The sequence below is a fragment of the Pedobacter lusitanus genome (assembly GCF_040026395.1).
Classification (GTDB): Bacteria; Bacteroidota; Bacteroidia; order Sphingobacteriales; family Sphingobacteriaceae; genus Pedobacter; species Pedobacter lusitanus.
The window spans coordinates 245,518-263,545 of the sequence record NZ_CP157278.1 but is presented as its reverse complement, the minus strand read 5'-3'; the positions used below and the strand labels follow the sequence as shown (position 1 = coordinate 263,545).

Below are 18,028 nucleotides of genomic sequence, written 5' to 3'. Positions count from 1 at the left end.
ATGAGTTCAAACAATTGTGCCCCTGTCAGTGAAAGAAAGCGCCTTAATTTCCTCGATCGCTATTTAACCCTGTGGATCTTTCTTGCCATGGCGACAGGAGTCGGAACCGGATACTTCTTTCCCTCTTCTGCAGGTTTTATCAATTCTTTCTCCAGCGGAACAACAAATATACCTTTGGCAATCGGGCTGATTTTAATGATGTACCCCCCATTAGCCAAAGTTAAATACGAAAAAATGGGCGAAGTATTCAAAGACACACGGGTTTTAAGTGTTTCACTTATCCTCAACTGGATAGCAGGTCCGTTTTTAATGTTTTTTTTAGCGATTACCTTTCTAAGAGATTATCCGGAATATATGACCGGACTGATTTTAATTGGTCTGGCCCGCTGTATCGCAATGGTTGTGGTATGGAATGAACTTGCAGATGGAAACAGAGAATATGCGGCAGGACTTATTGCATTAAACAGCATTTTTCAAGTGTTATTATACAGTGTTTCCGCTTATGTATTTATCACTGTATTGCCTCCATATTTTGGACTTAAAAGTCTGGAAGTTAACATTACCATTTCACAAATTGCAAAAAGCGTTGCTGTTTATCTCGGAATACCATTTGCCTTAGGTATAATCAGCAGATATACCCTGATCAGACTCAAAGGTGAAACATGGTTTCAGGATAAGTTTATCCCGTTAATCTCTCCCGTTACGTTAATTGCGCTGTTATTTACGATAGTAATTATGTTCAGTCTTAAAGGCAGTCTGATAGTTCAGATTCCATTTGACGTCATACGTATCGCTGTACCCCTGGTTATCTATTTCACTGTGATGTTTACCCTGAGCTTTTTTGCCGGTAAATATTTTGGAGCTGATTATTCCAGAAGTACAGCAATAGCTTTTACAGCTACCGGCAATAACTTTGAACTGGCTATTGCCGTTGCCATTGGTGTTTTCGGTATCAATTCAGGTCAGGCTTTTGCGGGTGTAATCGGTCCGCTGGTTGAAGTTCCGGCACTTATTGCGCTGGTTAATCTGGCCTTCTGGTTCAGAAAGAAGTATTATACCCTGACCCCATGACCATTAAACCTCTTCATTCAGGACAGGCGCATCAGTAATTTTTTCCGTAATTGACTCCGGCAAATAAGGTCTGCCTCCGGATGCAGGAATACAGGTTCCTGTAAAAATTGCTTTTGTCATGACTTTGCCGTTCATCATAATTGCCTGTTTAAAGTGCAGTCTGGGTAAACCAGCTTTATCAGTAAATAAGGTACAGGTAACAGTGAAGTTATCCCCCTTTTTAAGCGATCTCAGAAAACTGATCTTGTATCCGGATAATACCATAAAAACACCCTTTGCAGCTTCCTCTTCGAAATCAAATCCCAGTATTTCCCTGATATAGTCGTGACGGCAGTACTCCATATAAAATGGGTAATACAATCCATCCATTATTTGCTGAACATCTATATGTTCGTCCTTTACTGTATAAGCTTTAGTATATTCCATTTCAGATGTTTATTTTTTATGCTCAAGATACTACCATTTATCCTACCCATCCTGCCACTCGTCGGCTTTGTCATGGTAAGGACTATATAACCTGCCATATTCGTCCTGTAATTAAATACAGAACAATATGCAATCCCTTAAATTAACGCTCTTCTTTCTATTCCTTATTTCGTTTGCCAATGCACAGACCAAAATATCCGGTGTGCTTAAAAGTACTAAAGGTATTCCAGTAGCCAATGCTAATATCAGTTTAAAAGGCAGTTATGACGGTACATCGACAGATAGCACGGGCAGGTTTGCATTTACTACAACAGAGACCGGTTTACGTATCCTTCAATTTTCAGCACTTAATTTTGTGCAGGACTCTGTTCAGATCAATTTAAGCAATGGAAATATAACCCTCAATCTGATACTTAAAGAAGCAGCCAATTTACTGCAGACCGTTAATATCAGTGCCGGGTCCTTTATCACAGGTGATAAGAAAAAGGGGGCTGTGCTCAGTTCGCTGGATATCGCTACTATTGCAGGTTCCCGCGCAGACGTATTTGCAGCGATGCAAACATTACCAGGCGCACAGACTGCTTTTGCCGAAAGCGGACTTTTTGTAAGAGGCGGTTCCGCCTCAGAAACAAAGACTTATTTTGATGGAATGCTTGTCAAAAGTCCGTTTAACGCAACCGTTCCAGATCAGGCATCAAGAGGACGCCTTTCCCCTTTCCTGTTTAAAGGCACCTCATTCTCTGCCGGCGGATATTCAGCAGAATATGGCCAGGCATTATCCTCGGCGCTGGTTTTAGAAAGTACAGACCTGCCTGCTAAAACAACTACCGGAATATCATTACTATCAGTTGGCGGAGGACTGGATCAGAACATAAGATTCAAAAACAGTTCAATCACAGCAGGTGGATATTATTATAACCTTTCACCCATCTACGGTATCATTAAACAAAATCACAATTACATTAAAGCTCCCGAACAACTGGGCGGTAATATTCAGTACAAACTGAAATCTTCTGAAACCGGTATGTTTAAAATTTATGCATCCTACAGCAGAACCAGACTGGCACTTTACAGGGCCAATATTGATACACCCGCTGCTCCCCGATATTTCAGCAATAACAATCTGAACATTTATATCAATTCCACCTATAAGGAGTATTTTGGCGACAGATGGAAACTGGAAACCGGAATTGCCTATAACAAAGACAGGGATGCAGGTTTAATGACCGTTAATGATTATAGCCGTCAGGATCATCTGCTGGAAGGAAAAGCAACGCTGACTAAATTTTTCGGGCAGTTATCAAATTTCAGATTCGGTGCAGAAACCTTTGCTACCGGCAGAAAAGAAAGTCTGAATGGATTATTAAGGAAGTACGATGATCAGGTCAGCTCAGGCTTTGCAGAAACAGATTTGTTTTTAACCCATAAAATTGTAGTCCGCTTAGGTTTAAGAGGCGAATACTCCTCCTATCTGCAAAAATACAATCTGGCACCCAGAACATCCCTCGGTCTGAAAACAGGTATACATTCACAAGTATCATTTGCATACGGACGCTTTTATCAAAATCCGGAAGATGAATATCTGATTATCAAATCAACCGGATTTGAACAGGCAGATCACTATATCCTTAAATATGAAATCAATACGCCGGACAGGAATTTCAGAATTGAAGGGTATTATAAAGATTATAACCAGCTGACCAAACTAAACAATGGAATTCCAGATAACTCAGGCAGCGGTTATGCAAAAGGCTTTGAACTCTACTGGAGAGATAAAAAAAGCATCAGAAATGCAGATTACTGGTTATCCTATTCATTCCTGGATACGAAAAGAAATTTCAGGGATTTCCCGATGATGGCCACACCATCTTTCGCCGCAAAACATACTGTATCTGTAGTTTACAAGCACTTTTTCGAATCCCTGCATACCCAGTTTGGCGGAACCTATTCATTTGCTTCGGGCAGGCCATATGTCAACCCGAATAATCCGGTTTATCTGGCAGATAAAACACAAACCTATAACAGTCTGAGTCTGAATGCCAGCTATCTGACCCATGTTTTCAGGCAATTCGCAGTGCTTTACCTCAATGTAAACAATGTGCCCGGATTCAATCAGGTTTACGGTTATCAGTATAGTGCGAACGGCTTAAACAGACAGGCAATAGTTCCGGCAGCGAAAAGAGACTTTCTGATCGGATTAATGATCACTATCGGTGATAACACCTTTATCAGATAATCTCATCCATAATTAACCGCTTAATTTCTATTATCAAATCATATAAAAACAAATCAACATGAAAAATCTAACAAAAACACTCGTATTCATCTTTGCTCTGATCAGCTTTAACAGCTTTGCACAAAACTACAGTCCTAAATTCCTGCAGGCTGCAACAAACGGTCTGGACCAGATAGTTGCCGCTAAAAATGCAGAAGACTATATCAAAGCAGAAAACTATTTTGACCGTATTGCCGCGGTAGAAACCAAAGAATGGATACCCTCCTATTATGCCGCTTACTGTAACCTGTATGCAGGATATTTCACAGCTGATAAAGACCTGAAAGATCAATACTGGGATAAGGCTCTATTGGAAATTGAAAAAGCCGGCACCCTGTCTGCCAATAATAGTGAAATCTATGCGCTGAAAGGTGCCCTTCAGTTTATGAAAATGACAGTTGATCCCAGAAACAGAATATACCTGATGAGTGAGTCGGCAGAATCGCTGGAAAAAGCAGAAACACTTAACCCTGAAAATCCACGTATCAGCCTGATCAGAGGCCAGGATACATTTTACACTCCCGAAGCCTTTGGTGGCGGAAAAACAAAAGCTAAACCTATTTTAGAATCTGCGGTAGCAAAATTTGCTATATTTAAACCCGCCAATGCTATAGAACCTAACTGGGGAGCTGAACCTGCAAAAGCATTATTAGCCCAATGTAAATAAATGAATATGTCAGCTCCTCAACAGACAGATCAGCATCCGGAAAAAAGCCTTAATAATCTCAGCAGGATCAGCTGGCTGAGATTAAATCTTTACAACCTGGTTGCAGGAATGGGCATAGGCCTGATTCTTTGCCTGCTGATCAGCGCATTTAAAGGCGGGTGGATTGGAACAAGAGGTTTGATTAACCAAATGATCTTCAGTACGATCATTGCGTTCTTTATAGTCAACAGCATATATATATCACAGAAAGTTTTAAGACTGACCAGTGGAAAAGGATGGCTGTTTCTGATCGTTTATTATCTGTCCAGTATAATCGGGATGTTAATTGCCATAGAAATGATATACCTGGTAAGGGCACTGGTTTTTAACCAGGAATATCATTTCTTACATCTCGAAGATGCCCGTTTCAGTGTCGTTGTTGTAGTTATAGTCTGCACTATTATTCATGTCTATACTACGCAAACAAAGATAATGAATGCGAAGCTCAGAGAGAAAAACCTCAATATGCTCCAGTTAAGCCAGATGAAAACACAGGCAGAACTCGCTATGCTGCAATCTAAAATCAACCCCCATTTCCTGTATAATTCGCTGAATGCTATAGCCAGTTTAATTCATGAAGATCCTGACAAAGCCGAACGCATGACCATTCAGCTTTCAAAGCTCTTCAGATATAGTATTAACCAGAGTCAGGAAAGCCTGGTTACCGTACAGGAAGAGATGGAAATAGTAAGTACCTATCTCGATATAGAAAGAGTAAGATTCGGAGACCGGATTGATTTTGTCATTGCTGTAGATGAAGAGTTATTCAAGGATAAGATCCCGAGGTTTCTGATACAGCCTCTGGTAGAAAATGCCTTAAAACACGGTTTAAAAAACGTAGCCGATCATGGCCTTTTGCGTATAGAAATACACAAAGCAGCTCAGATCACCATCTCCATTATTGATAATGGTATTCCTTTTCCCGAAGAACTGGAAACAGGATATGGCTTGCAGAGCACGTACGAGAAACTTCAATTACTTTACAACGACGATTATGAGGTGCAAATCCTTAATCAACCTGTAAAACAAATAAAAATCATCATTCCTTATACCCATGGATAAGTACTGGAACACCCTTATTATAGACGATGAAGAACTGGCAAGAAAACGGCTCAAACGTTTACTCGCTGCCTATGACCAGATCAATATCATAGGCGAAGCCGCCAATGGAGCAGAAGGTTTGCAGCAGATAGAAAAACTCAATCCTGATCTGATCTTTCTGGACATAGAAATGCCGGTTTTAAATGGCTTTGAAATGTTAAGCCAGCTGACCAGACCACCAAAGGTAATTTTCACTACAGCTTATGATCAATATGCTGTAAAGGCCTTTGAAGAAGAATCCGTTGATTATCTGCTGAAACCTATAGAAGATGACAGGCTGGCCAAAGCTGTTAAAAGATTACAGGTACCGCAGCCGGATTACACGATCCCTCTGGATTTACTGATGCGCCAGTTAAAAATCAAAAAAGAGATTAAAACACTGACTGTCAAATTAGGGGATAGAATTTTACTGATCAAAATTCAGGATCTGGTCTATATTGATGCAGAAGAAAAATATGTATTTCTGAATACTACTGATGGGAAAAGAAACCTGACCGATTTCACGATCATTTCACTGGCAGAAAAACTGCCCGATCAGTTTGTCAGAATTAACAGAAGTACAATCATCAATGCTGATCTGATCAAAGAGATAAAACGAGGATTTAACGGTGCCTTCTTTTTCATTATGAATGATGCGGAGCACACTAAACTCAATTCAAGCCGGAGTTTTGGGCCGGTATTAAAAGATATTTTTGATATTTAATACTAAAAACAGCTACCCGAAAAACCTTCAGTTAATTTTAGTGTTAAACAGAAATGTGTAATTTGATAAAAACACAGTAGCAAAATTTTCTTAGACCAATTGATATGAAAACAGAAAAAACTCCACGTGTAGAAGCACAAATGCTCATCAGAAAACCAGTCGCAACCGTTTTTCAAGCCTTTATTGATCCTGAAATCACTAAAAACTTCTGGTTTACCAAAGCAAGCGGAAAACTTGAAGAAGGCAGTTCTGTAACCTGGGAATGGGAAATGTATCAGGTGTCCAGCACAGTATTCGTTAAAGAAATTTTAGCAAACAAAAAGATTTCCGTTGACTGGGATCAATACTCAACTGTGGTAGATTTTGAGTTTGAAGCTTTGAGCGATGAAACTACTTATGTGACCATTCAGCAATATGGCTTCCGTACCACCGGTGATGAGCTGCTGACTGAGATCAATAATGCCAGTGGTGGTTTTACTACAGTTCTGGATGGTTTGAAAGCTTATCTGGAACATGGAATCAACCTGAATTTAATCGCAGATAAATTTCCAAAAGGTGTTAAATAATCCTGTTCGGGTAATCTGGTACCGGTAATGGACAATTCATGTAAAGTTTTTGTTTAGAGCGTCTTATAAATTAGATTATTCAATTTAATCAACCGCAACTAAACAAAACCTAAATGAAAAAAACCACCTACCTGCTCCTATTATTCTTAACCATTTTTCTATCCTGTAAAAAGAACACGATCGTTACAGAACCGGTTAACAAAACATCCTCAAACAGCGATACTACTTATACCTCAGATTATGCTTACAATCTGAATGTGGTCTATTTCATTGCTTCAGACAAAACAGCCAATGACGATTATCAGCGCAGGATAAGCGAAATCATGCTGAAAGGTCAGGATTTTTTCAGCAAATGGATGGATCACTGGGGTTTTGGCAACAGAGGTTTCGGACTGCTGAAAAACCAGGCCGGTGACCGCATCAAGATCATCGAAATCCATGGTAAATATGACCAGTCAAAATACCCCTACACCGATACAGGTGCCTTACAGACTGAAGTAAACGATTATTTCACCGTACATCCCGAAGATAAGTCAAGTGAGCATACGCTGATCATTATGTGCGTTAAAGACATCAACAAAGACAATGCACCTTTCTTTGGTGTAGGCAGAACCTGTTTTGCACTGGACTATCCGGGTATGGAATACAAAGATCTCGGCGCAGCAGGGACTCCTGGCAGTGAAGCCACAAAATGGATTGGTGGTATGATGCACGAACTGGGGCACGGTATTAATTTACCACATAACGGAGGGCAGAAATCAGAAAATGCGCAGTTCGGCACGTCATTAATGGGTGCCGGCAATTCAACTTACGGCAAAGCCCCTACCTACCTGACTAAAGCTGATTGTGCTATTTTAAATAATTGCCAGGTATTCAGTAAAACCACCAGAACAGGATGGTATACTGCACCAGATACCAGGATTACCAGTATTCACGCTAAATATGAAGGAGGCAACATTATTGTTTCCGGTAAATTCACGGGTACAACCGTAGTGAACTACATTAACTTTTATAATGATGGAGCCAAAAACGGAATTGGCGGTAATAAAGATTATGATGCCGTACCCTGGTCAACTCCAAAAATTGGTCTGGATAGTTTTTATGTCAGCATGCCATACAGTGAATTTACCAATACAGAAGATTATCCTTATGAACTGAGAATCATGTTCTGCAGTGATAACGGAAGCCTGATCAATGCCCCATATAGTTATGCTATCAGGAACGGACAACCTGTAATAGATTTTGGAGATAAAAATGAGTACAATAAAGCTAACTGGCAGGTTATAGATTTCAGTTCCAATGAAACTGTCAGTGAAGATGGAAAAGCGGCTAACGTTATTGATAAAAATGCTAATACTTCCTGGGTAACACGCTGGAGCAGTAATGCACCAACATTTCCACACTATCTGACCATTAACATGGGGCAGGCTTTAGAAGTTGGCGGATTTACCTTTACCCAAAGGGCTGGCAGCAGTAAAATCAAGGATATGCAGTTATTGACCAGTAATGATAATATTACCTGGACATCAATCGGAAATTATACACTGAAAGATAGCGGAGGCCCGCAGTTTGTTTATCTGCCGGCAGCAAAAATCTTCCAGTACTTTAAGATCATGGTTACTTCGGCTACCGATGGCAGACAATATGCTTCACTTGCAGAAGTAGGCACTTTTAAAAATTAATGGTTAAAACCCATTATCTCTGATCATGGTTAGGTCAGCGCAGGTACGTCCGATAGCGTACCTGCTTTTTTTATATTTTCAATTTCTTTTTGAAATCAGAAGGACTAATCTTGGTGTAATGTTTAAAATTCCTGTTGAAATTAGTCAGGTTATTGAATCCACTCCGGAAACATACCTGCGAAATAGAGAGGCTGTCGTTATACAATAACTTACAGGCGTAGCCAATTCTGACTTCATTTACAAAATGCGTGAAAGTCTTTTGCGTCTGTGCTTTAAAATACTTACAGAAAGAGGCTGTAGTCATATTAGCCAGCATGGCTATATCTTTCAGAGGAATCTGCTCTGTGAAGTTATTCATGATATAATTATATACTTTATCAATACGCTGTACATCCTTCTGTGTATGCGGATTAACATAGCCGAGACTAGAAAGACATTCATATTCTCTGGTTTCGCTTAAAAGATTAAGAATATTCAGCAGATTGATAATTCTCTTTAATCCCGTATTCAGCAGCAGTTCATTAAGCAGTTTGATTACTTTTTTGCGGGAATCACCATAAACACGTATTCCCATGTTAATATCTTTCAATAACTGATTAAACTGACTGACCTCACTGGAAGCCACAAAATCTTCATTGAGCCAGTCCAGTCTGAAATAAGTAACGATTGCGCTGACTTCCAGCTTATTTTCAGCTTCGTAGTATTCCTTGTCATTATACATTACATGCGGGAGGTCTGGTCCCATGATGACCAGATCACCGGCAGAAAAATTCTCTACACTATCCCCAACAATCCGTCTGCCATTGCTTTTGGTGATCAATACCATTTCATACTCATTATGAAAATGTAATGGATTATTGAGGCTTTTAACATTTACCTCCTTGATAAAAATAGTATGCTGTAAAACTGTTTTCGTTTCGATCAGGAGTGGCTGCATACACGAATTTGCTCAAAATTATCAAAAGATAATAATCATGGACAATATAGTGTCAGCATCAGACAAAGAGAGTTGAGTTTATAGCATTCCAAGCTTATAAATTTATTAATCACAGCTTATCAAACTATATAAGGTTATAGCAAGAAAAGCAACATATCAACCACCAAAAACCCTAAACACTATGATTCGTTTACGTTTACTCTTATTATCAGTCTTTATTACCTGCAGTTTTGCTCAGGCGCAGGTAAAAATCATTTCTGGCAGCATACGTGATGCTGCAGATAAATCTCCTTTAACCGGTGTATCTATTTTGCTTAAAGGTACACAGAAGGTCACGCAGTCCGATAAAAACGGGAACTTCAGTATAGATCCCGGTTCAGAAAAATCACCCGTATTAATTTTCCGCTATGTAGGTTATACCAATCAGGAAATTCCAGCCGCTGGTAAGACTTCTCTTACCATTTATTTAGCCGAAACAAACAAAGGTCTCGATGAGGTCGTTGTGGTAGGTTATGGTACGCAAAAAAAAGCTACCCTGACCGGTTCAGTTGGTGTTGTAAAAAGTGAAACCATCGCTGACCGGCCCATTACCAGTGCTTCACAGGCACTATCCGGACAGGTTGCCGGAGTCTGGGTAAACCAGGTTTCCGGACAGCCAGGAGCAGATGCTGCAACGATTCGTGTCCGCGGAATCGGTACACTGGGTAACAGCAGTGCACTGGTTGTAGTAGACGGAGTAGTTGCCTCTTTGAATGATGTCAATCCAAATGACATTGAATCTATCACAGTACTCAAAGATGCATCTGCTGCGATTTACGGATCAAGGGCTGCTAACGGAGTAATTCTCGTCCAGACAAAAATGGGCAAAAAGGGAGCTACTCAAATAGACTTTACCAGTTATATCGGTACACAAAAGGCTATCACACTGCCCGAGGTAGTGACCAATTCCCTTGACTATATGAAATTATATAATCAGGCGCTGGCTAACCAGGGCGGAGCCGCGTATTTCACTCAGCAAACTCTCGATAAATACGCAGCAGGAACCGATCCGCTGATTTATCCGAATAATGACTGGCGTTCAATTATAATTAAGCCGGCAACTATCCAGTCTAACCTGCTCAGACTCTCAGGAGGAAAAGAAGGAACTCAGTATGCAGTATCACTGGGTTATAATAATCAGGATGGGATTGTAATCAAAGACAACAGTAAAAACTACACTTTACGTACAAATATTGATTCAAAGGTTACAAACAAGTTTGACTGGGGTTTACGCACAGCTTTAAGATATCAGACTCAAAATCAGTCTTATTATAATGGAGGGGCTGGCGGAATGCTGAGAGAAGTTAACAGAATGCTGAGAGAAGTTAACAGAACACTTCCCTTTTATGGTACTTATACAGCCAGTGGCGATTATGCTTCTACCTGGGTAAACGCCATTAATCCTAATTTTCAGAATCCACTGGCCATGGTCAATGAAGGGAAAAATTACACCAGTTATTACGGTCTGAATGCAAGCCTTTTTCTAAACTATGAAATTCTTGACGGGCTTAAGTGGAATGTGACCGGAGGTGCTAATTACTGGTCTCAGGACAATCAGTTATTTACCCCAAAAATTGACGTCTACGATCCGCTGACACTGCAAAAGAAATCTACCATGGGGGCCGCCGGGCCAACGGCCAACAATTCCTGGGAAAAGAATCTTTACAAAACTATTTATACCAGTCTGACCTATAAAAAAACAATCGCCAGGGACCATGATTTTACGCTGGCTGGTATTTATAGCCAGGAAAAAAATGATTACCGCAATTTAGGCGGCTCTATTATGGGCTTTGTAAGTAACAGCTTATCCGAAATCAATGCGGGTATAACCACCCCGCTGATTAACGGTACCAGTACTGCCTGGGCTCTAAAATCCTATATCGGGCGTTTAAATTATGCCTATAAGGAAAAATACCTGCTGGAAGGTATCGTCAGATCTGACGGATCATCCCGTTTTGCACAGGATACGCGCTGGGGTGTTTTCCCTTCGGTTTCTGTGGGCTGGAGAATTACACAGGAAGATTTTATGAAATCCCAGCATGTGGTTAACGAACTGAAACTAAGGGGTTCATGGGGGAAATCCGGAAATGACAGAAGCAGCTCAAACGATCAGGAAGGCCTATACTCCTATATCCCTACACTGGCTTTTGCCCGTTTTTATAATTTTGATAATACCATGTTAAGTGGTGTCGCACAAACTTCCATTGTAGATACCGGGATTAAATGGGAAGTAGGTACCAAAAAAAATATTGGTTTTGATGCTTCCTTTTTAGGGAACAAGCTGAGTACAACTTTCGATTATTTTGTAGATAAACGTACCGGAATATTAAGATCTATCAAGATCCCGGATTTCCTCGGTATTACCTCCAGTCCAGTACAGAACCTGGCCTCAGTAAGTAATAAAGGCTGGGAGTTCAGCGCAAATTATGCCAGCAGTATCAATGACTTTAAATTCAGTGCTGGTTTTAATGTTACTCATGTCCGTAACAATGTAGATTATATACCAGATCCACAGATTGGTTTTAACTCTATCGTACAGGGACAGCCTATTAATGAATTCTATATGTGGAAAGCTATCGGAATATTTCAGAACCAGAATGAAGTAGATAACAGTCCAAAACCGAATATCAAAACAACCAAACCAGGCGACCTGAAATTTGAAGATTCCAGCGGTCCTGATGGAAAACCGGATGGGATAATTGATCAGTATGACAGACAGTATGTAGGCAAACCTATCCCTACCTGGACTTATGGGATAAATTTATCTGCAGCCTATAAAGGTTTTGACCTCAGTGTTATGGTTCAGGGCGTAGCCGATGTGCAGTCTTATGTAGGAAGCGACCTTTTCTTCCCGTTTTTCAACGGAGCAGGTGTGCTGAAAAGATGGGAAGCAGGGAATACCTGGACACCGGAAAATCCTGATGCAAAACTACCGAGATTAACGACCTATAATGCACTGACCAATAACTTTTCAGACAATAGTTTCTGGCTTCAGAACGCCTCCTTCCTGCGTGTAAAAAACATTCAGTTAGGTTATACCCTACCAGAATCGATTATAAAACACCTGAAAATAAAAGGAATCCGGTTCTATGTTGACGGTCAAAATCTGTTTACGATAACCAAATTTCAGGGGCTTGATCCGGAAAGAACATTAACCAGTACCGGGTCTGTCCAATACCCCAATGTCCGTATAATCACTGGCGGTATAAACGTGAAGTTTTAATTCATTGCTTATCATTTAATATTATGAAACCATTATGTGCAGCAGAGCACCAACCGTAATGGATAAAATCGGGTGGCACATGATAGCTTCATCACCATTAAAACCACGTTTGCTCTTGAGAACCCTTAAAAACTTAAACACCACGAAAAACAAATTTATACTGATGAAAAATTCTCTATACCTATCCATAGCATTTATTGCCTTGTTTATGTCATCCTGTAAAAAGGGTGATCTGGATCTCGTTCCAACCGACAAATTATCTCCAACCACATTCTGGAAAACAGAAGCCGATGCATCAGCCGCGATAACCGGCTGCTATTCTGCATTATGGGATGTCACATCACAGGTTCAGCCCTATCTTGAAGTACTTACGCCCAATGCCTACAGTGAATATCCCTGGGAAGGCTGGAAAAACATTGCCCTGAGTGCGCAGTCTCCAACAGACCTGGGAGGTTTTGGCGGTGTTTATAAAGGTGCCTATGCCGGTATTGCGGCTACCAACAATTTTCTTGGCAACATTGAATCAGTCACTATGCCGGAAGCTTCAAAGAATGTAATGAAAGGTGAAGCCCGGTTTTTAAGAGCCTATTACTATTCCATTCTCGCTAACTATTGGGGCGGAGTTCCGTTATTGCTTGAAAAAACTGATCTCAATCAGCGAAACATGCCGAAAAGTACAAAAGATGAAGTAGTAGCACAGATTATTAAAGATCTGGAAATAGCTGCGCCGCTGCTTCCGGCAACTCCGGCACAAAAAGGGAGGATAACCAAAGGGGCTGCACTTGCCTTAAAAACAAGAGTACTGCTTTATAACAAAAGATGGGCAGAAGCTGCTACAGCTGCACAAAGTGTCATGGCTATGAGTTATAGTCTGTTTCCTGATTACAGAGGTCTGTTTACAGAGGCCAGCGAAAATAATCAGGAAGTTATTTTTGACGTCCAGTTTCTGGCGCCAAAATATGCCACTAACTGGGATACCTATATTGGAATATATGATCCGGCCCTGTCGCCTGGATGGAGTTCCATTGAGCCTACACAAGATCTTGTAGATGAATATGAAATGAAAGATGGAACAATTTACAGCCCGTCAAATCCAGCCGCAGATTCTGCTGATCCCAACAACAACCGCGATCCGCGTCTGGATCAGACCTTATTCAGAAAAGGAGTATTATACAACAGTAAACCTTACCCGGTATCGGCAGATGGATGGCCAGGAGTTTATACCGGATATAGTTTCAAAAAATATACCGTTTACGATAATACAACCTCAACTTCTGTTTCAGATAATCAATCACAAATCAATGGTATAGTGCTACGTTATGCTGATATATTACTTATGTATGCCGAGGCTAAAAATGAAGCTTCCGGTCCCGATCAGAGTGTCTATGATGCGATCAATATGGTAAGGAACAGAAGCAGTATAAAAATGCCTCCGCTACCTGCAGGATTAAGTCAGGAAACCATGAGACAACGCATAAGACATGAGCGGAGAATAGAATTTGCCGGAGAGGGATTATATTATTCTGACGTTAAACGCTGGGGAATTGCCGAAACCGTACTTAACCGTGCAATCAAGCTCAATGGAGCTCAAAAGAAAGGAGCAATTGAACAAAGAGTATTCAGGGCTGGCAGAGATTACCTGATGCCTTTTTCTCAAAATGATATAGATTCAGATCCAAATCTGGTTCAGAATCCTGGTTATTAAGTAACTCCTTTTCTCCATAAAATGGGTTGGTCCGGCACTTATCTGAATGCCTGACCAGCCCATTTTTTATTTTTAAGAATAGAGACCGGACACAATTGATCATTAAATAAATTATTATCTTGAAAATTATCAGAGGCTGAAAAGATTGCCGGCTTATGGATACCGGATATTAAAGGAAATTTATGAACGAATTTGACATCATCGTTATTGGTAAAGGTTTAGTTGGGTCAGCGGCGGCCAAATACCTGTCTTACAACAAAGAAAGAATTGCAGTCATTGGGCCGGATGAGCCTGAGGATTACAATCAGGCTATAGTTTTTGCCAGCCATTATGATCAGGCGCGGGTACAGCGGCTGATCGGTAAAGATCAGGTATGGACAAGTCTTAATCTGGAATCAGTCAGACAATATGATACTATAGCGGCACAAAGCGGGATAAAATTTCACGATCCTGTAGGCTGCTTATATGTAAACCCTGCCGGAAAAGATGATTATCTGATCAATGCCGGTTCTCTGGCCGGGCAGTTTAAGCTCGATTACACAGCTTATATGGATGGCGCGGCAATCACTGCGGATTTTAATGATTATAGCTTTCCTGACCATTCACAGGGGCTGCTGGAAGAATCTCCGGCCGGCCTGATCAACCCACGTCTGTTATTGCAGGCTCAGTTAAGCATTTTCAAACAGAATAACGGGACAATACTAGCTGAAACCATTATAGGATTAACAAAAGATGAGCAGGGTTTTTCCGTTAAATCACATGAAGGAAATACTTACCGGGCAAAAAAGATATTACTGGCCGCAGGTTCATTTGTGAATTTCCTTGGTCTTATTCCACGGCCATTGGATTTAAAGATTAAAAATGAAATTATCCTGTTGGCACAGCTGACTGAAGACCAGGCTCAGGAGCTGTCCGGGCTCCCTTCTCTTTTATACGAAATTGACAATGATATAACTGAAGGAATTTATCTGATCAAACCAGTTAAATATCCTGATGGTAAGTATTATATAAAAATGGGATGTAATGTACCTGAGGATATTTACTTTGATCATCTTGAACAGGTTCAGCACTGGTTCAGAGCAGGTAACAGTGAGCAGTTTACCGACAGATTAAAACAAGCCTTACTAAAGATATTACCCCATATCAGGCCGGTTGATTATCAGGTTAAAAGATGTATCATCAATCGTTCTGTACATGGCAGACCTTATATTGGTGAGACCGCTCAGACCGGATTATATGTAGCCAGCGGCTGTAACGGTTATTCAGCAATGTGCTCTGATGCAATCGGGAAAACTGCTTCTTATTTCCTGCAAGAGGAAAGATTCCCTGAAAATTATACGGCAAAAGATTTTGAGGTCTTTTACCGATAATTTGACGTCATAAATTCCGGGAGTAAATTCAGGCACCTGAAAAATTTCAGGTGCCTGAACATGAAATGTACCTGAAAGGAATTCTGGTTAAGCTCCCTGAGGAATGGAATGCAAACCTACCCTGTTTCCTTCTGTATCCAGGAAAATTCCCATATAGCCATATTCTGGTGAAATTTCTGTTTTGGGCACCAGAATCTTTCCCCCTGCAGCTTCAATTCTGTCCAGTACAATCTGAACATCCGGATTAGCGTTCAGATAAACCAATGTACCGCTATTAGAAGAAACCTCGTGAAACCCCTCGCTTTTGGCCAGAGCTCCTCCTACTCCAACCATAGGGTCAATAATAGGAAACATCCTCATTTCAAAACCCGGCATATCCATGGGTATCATTTGCATATCGAAAATGGTCTCATAAAATTTCTGGGACCTGTTAATGTCATTTGCCGGTATTTCGAACCAGCTCACAGCATGTGAAAAACTCATAATAATAAGATTTAATAGTTAAGTCTATCTAAATATAATAAGAAACCCTGATTTAATAGCCAGATAAAACCACGTATTTATGCTTCAGTACGGCTTGCAAAATAATAAAGACGACTATTTTAGTAGTTTATATATAATATTTATACATTTGCCCTCCTTAATCCATATAAACAGATAAGCGCAAATCCATCAAAAATTACCTATGCTATTCAAGAAACCCATTAAACTGCTGATAGAAGAACAAAAAAACAATGGTGAAAACGGTCTTACCCGTACGCTGGGCCCCTATAATCTCGTTGCTTTAGGCATTGGGGCTATTGTCGGGGCGGGAATATTTTCACTGACCGGCATTGTCGCTTCTGAAAATGCCGGACCGGCAGTGATACTTTCCTTTATTCTGGCCGGAGTTGCCTGTGCCTTTTGTGCGCTTTGTTATGCAGAATATGCTTCTATGATACCTGTAGCGGGTTCAGCCTATACTTATACTTATGCAACCCTGGGTGAATTTATGGCCTGGATTATCGGTTGGGATTTAGTACTTGAATATGCCCTCGCCTCTGCTACTGTAGCGGTAAGCTGGTCCAGTTATGCGACCAAATTACTCGCCCAGCTATCTGTTAATTTACCACCAGAACTTACAGGATCTCCTTTTGATCTGATCAGATTAGCAGATGGAACTACTTTAAAAGGCGGTATCATTAATCTTCCTGCTGTTTTTATCGTAGTTGTACTTTCTCTTGTTCTGGTAAAAGGAACAAAAGAATCCGCAACTATCAATAATCTGTTAGTGATCCTGAAAATTGGTGTTATCTTACTTTTTATCGCCCTTGGCTGGTCATTTATCAATACAGCGAATTACAGTCCTTTTATTCCTGAAAACACAGGAGAATTCGGACATTTCGGATGGTCGGGTATTATCAGGGGTGCTGCCGTAGTCTTTTTTGGATTTATTGGATTTGATGCCGTTTCTACTGCTGCGCAGGAAGCTAAAAACCCGCAGAAAGATATGCCAATCGGCATTATCGGCTCATTACTGGTAGCCACAATACTATATGTAGCCTTCTCTTATGTCATGACTGGTCTGGCTCCCTACACCGCATTTAAAGGGGATGCCAGCCCTGCAGCAACAGCTTTTGCAGTTACAGGCTATCATTTTCTGAACAGCGCGCTGATTATTGCAATTCTTGCTGGTTATACCTCAGTAATCCTGGTGATGTTGCTGGGTCAGTCCCGTGTGTTCTACAGTATGTCAAAAGATGGATTACTTCCTGAATTTTTCAGTAATATTCATCCCCGTTTTAAAACTCCGTGGAAAAGCAATCTGTTTTTTCTTGTGTTTGTAGGTTTACTTGCAGGTTTAGTCCCGATTTCTGATCTGGGGCATATGGTGAGTATCGGAACCTTATTTGCTTTTTCGCTGGTAGCACTGGGCGTCATCATTTTAAGACGTACCAATCCGGAGATCCCAAGATCTTTCAGAGTTCCTTTTGTACCTGTGGTTCCTATTCTTGGAATTGCCGTTTGTGTTTGTCTGATGGTGGGTTTACCAATTGAAAGCTGGGAACGTCTTTTTATCTGGATGGCAATTGGTGTTATTTTTTACTTTTTGTATGGCAAAAAGCATAGTAAACTGCGGAAATTACATCAGCAAAATCCTGACACCACAAATTCAGGATCAGTTCAGTAAAATTTTAAGCTGATTTTAAAAAGAGCGGAAGAAAACCAGATAACCGGTTTTCTT

14 protein-coding genes are annotated in these 18,028 nt (G+C 40.6%); 11 read left to right on the top strand and 3 right to left on the bottom strand.

All coding sequences use genetic code 11. The annotated features are described in order from the left end of the window. Complete coding sequence (gene arsB / locus PL_RS01210; protein ID WP_041885132.1) at positions 1-1,071, top strand: ACR3 family arsenite efflux transporter; 1,071 nt, start codon at positions 1-3, stop codon at positions 1,069-1,071. Positions 1,072-1,074: 3 nt separating this feature from the next. On the opposite strand, the gene PL_RS01205 is transcribed toward arsB, so the two are convergent. Beyond that, complete coding sequence (locus tag PL_RS01205) at positions 1,075-1,497, bottom strand: acyl-CoA thioesterase (RefSeq protein WP_041885134.1); 423 nt, start codon at positions 1,495-1,497, stop codon at positions 1,075-1,077. 127 nt (positions 1,498-1,624) lie between these two features. Here PL_RS01205 and PL_RS01200 point away from each other — a divergent pair, with 127 nt between their 5' ends. The 6 genes from PL_RS01200 to PL_RS01175 all read left to right on the top strand — a co-directional run bounded on the left by PL_RS01200 (position 1,625) and on the right by PL_RS01175 (position 8,530). Then, positions 1,625-3,733, top strand: a complete 2,109-nt coding sequence (locus PL_RS01200) for a TonB-dependent receptor (protein WP_041885136.1) — start codon at positions 1,625-1,627, stop codon at positions 3,731-3,733. A gap of 58 nt (positions 3,734-3,791) precedes the next feature. After that, complete coding sequence (locus PL_RS01195; RefSeq protein ID WP_052496507.1) at positions 3,792-4,439, top strand: hypothetical protein; 648 nt, start codon at positions 3,792-3,794, stop codon at positions 4,437-4,439. Positions 4,440-4,445: 6 nt separating this feature from the next. After that, positions 4,446-5,540 carry a sensor histidine kinase gene (locus PL_RS01190; RefSeq protein WP_160292145.1) on the top strand — a complete coding sequence of 365 codons (1,095 nt, stop codon included), beginning with the start codon at positions 4,446-4,448 and terminating at the stop codon, positions 5,538-5,540. Continuing rightward, entirely contained in the window at positions 5,533-6,282 is a 750-nt protein-coding gene (locus PL_RS01185; protein WP_041885139.1) for a LytR/AlgR family response regulator transcription factor, read from the top strand. The genes PL_RS01190 and PL_RS01185 overlap by 8 nt, the downstream gene beginning before the upstream one ends. A gap of 104 nt (positions 6,283-6,386) precedes the next feature. After that, positions 6,387-6,848 carry an SRPBCC family protein gene (locus tag PL_RS01180; protein WP_041885141.1) on the top strand — a complete coding sequence of 154 codons (462 nt, stop codon included), beginning with the start codon at positions 6,387-6,389 and terminating at the stop codon, positions 6,846-6,848. Positions 6,849-6,961: 113 nt separating this feature from the next. Further along, positions 6,962-8,530, top strand: a complete 1,569-nt coding sequence (locus tag PL_RS01175; protein WP_041885144.1) for a discoidin domain-containing protein — start codon at positions 6,962-6,964, stop codon at positions 8,528-8,530. 70 nt (positions 8,531-8,600) lie between these two features. On the opposite strand, the gene PL_RS01170 is transcribed toward PL_RS01175, so the two are convergent. Beyond that, positions 8,601-9,467, bottom strand: coding sequence for an AraC family transcriptional regulator (locus PL_RS01170; RefSeq protein WP_041885146.1), 867 nt, complete (start codon positions 9,465-9,467; stop codon positions 8,601-8,603). A 181-nt stretch (positions 9,468-9,648) separates the two neighbouring features. Between PL_RS01170 and PL_RS01165 the strand changes: the two genes are divergently transcribed. From PL_RS01165 to PL_RS01155, 3 genes are all read left to right on the top strand, one after another. Next, positions 9,649-12,729 (top strand): SusC/RagA family TonB-linked outer membrane protein, encoded by a 3,081-nt coding sequence (locus PL_RS01165; protein ID WP_348620796.1) that lies wholly within the window; start codon positions 9,649-9,651, stop codon positions 12,727-12,729. 163 nt (positions 12,730-12,892) lie between these two features. Next, positions 12,893-14,434 carry a RagB/SusD family nutrient uptake outer membrane protein gene (locus PL_RS01160; protein ID WP_041885177.1) on the top strand — a complete coding sequence of 514 codons (1,542 nt, stop codon included), beginning with the start codon at positions 12,893-12,895 and terminating at the stop codon, positions 14,432-14,434. 182 nt (positions 14,435-14,616) lie between these two features. Next, complete coding sequence (locus PL_RS01155) at positions 14,617-15,804, top strand: NAD(P)/FAD-dependent oxidoreductase (protein ID WP_041885152.1); 1,188 nt, start codon at positions 14,617-14,619, stop codon at positions 15,802-15,804. An 87-nt stretch (positions 15,805-15,891) separates the two neighbouring features. Here the strand turns inward: PL_RS01155 and PL_RS01150 are convergent, their stop codons facing one another. Continuing rightward, complete coding sequence (locus PL_RS01150; RefSeq protein ID WP_041885154.1) at positions 15,892-16,287, bottom strand: VOC family protein; 396 nt, start codon at positions 16,285-16,287, stop codon at positions 15,892-15,894. Between the two features lie 202 nt (positions 16,288-16,489). Here PL_RS01150 and PL_RS01145 point away from each other — a divergent pair, with 202 nt between their 5' ends. Further along, positions 16,490-17,974 (top strand): amino acid permease, encoded by a 1,485-nt coding sequence (locus PL_RS01145; protein WP_041885156.1) that lies wholly within the window; start codon positions 16,490-16,492, stop codon positions 17,972-17,974. The last annotated feature ends 54 nt before the right edge of the window (positions 17,975-18,028 follow it).

Coding starts and splice junctions, on each gene's coding strand:
- PL_RS01185 (WP_041885139.1), top strand. CDS start 5,533: ATGGATAAGTACTGGAACACCCTTATTATAGACGATGAAGAACTGGCA.
- PL_RS01205 (WP_041885134.1), bottom strand. CDS start 1,497: ATGGAATATACTAAAGCTTATACAGTAAAGGACGAACATATAGATGTT.
- PL_RS01160 (WP_041885177.1), top strand. CDS start 12,893: ATGAAAAATTCTCTATACCTATCCATAGCATTTATTGCCTTGTTTATG.
- PL_RS01190 (WP_160292145.1), top strand. CDS start 4,446: ATGTCAGCTCCTCAACAGACAGATCAGCATCCGGAAAAAAGCCTTAAT.
- PL_RS01165 (WP_348620796.1), top strand. CDS start 9,649: ATGATTCGTTTACGTTTACTCTTATTATCAGTCTTTATTACCTGCAGT.
- PL_RS01200 (WP_041885136.1), top strand. CDS start 1,625: ATGCAATCCCTTAAATTAACGCTCTTCTTTCTATTCCTTATTTCGTTT.
- PL_RS01170 (WP_041885146.1), bottom strand. CDS start 9,467: ATGCAGCCACTCCTGATCGAAACGAAAACAGTTTTACAGCATACTATT.
- PL_RS01145 (WP_041885156.1), top strand. CDS start 16,490: ATGCTATTCAAGAAACCCATTAAACTGCTGATAGAAGAACAAAAAAAC.
- PL_RS01180 (WP_041885141.1), top strand. CDS start 6,387: ATGAAAACAGAAAAAACTCCACGTGTAGAAGCACAAATGCTCATCAGA.
- arsB (WP_041885132.1), top strand. CDS start 1: ATGAGTTCAAACAATTGTGCCCCTGTCAGTGAAAGAAAGCGCCTTAAT.
- PL_RS01175 (WP_041885144.1), top strand. CDS start 6,962: ATGAAAAAAACCACCTACCTGCTCCTATTATTCTTAACCATTTTTCTA.
- PL_RS01195 (WP_052496507.1), top strand. CDS start 3,792: ATGAAAAATCTAACAAAAACACTCGTATTCATCTTTGCTCTGATCAGC.
- PL_RS01150 (WP_041885154.1), bottom strand. CDS start 16,287: ATGAGTTTTTCACATGCTGTGAGCTGGTTCGAAATACCGGCAAATGAC.
- PL_RS01155 (WP_041885152.1), top strand. CDS start 14,617: ATGAACGAATTTGACATCATCGTTATTGGTAAAGGTTTAGTTGGGTCA.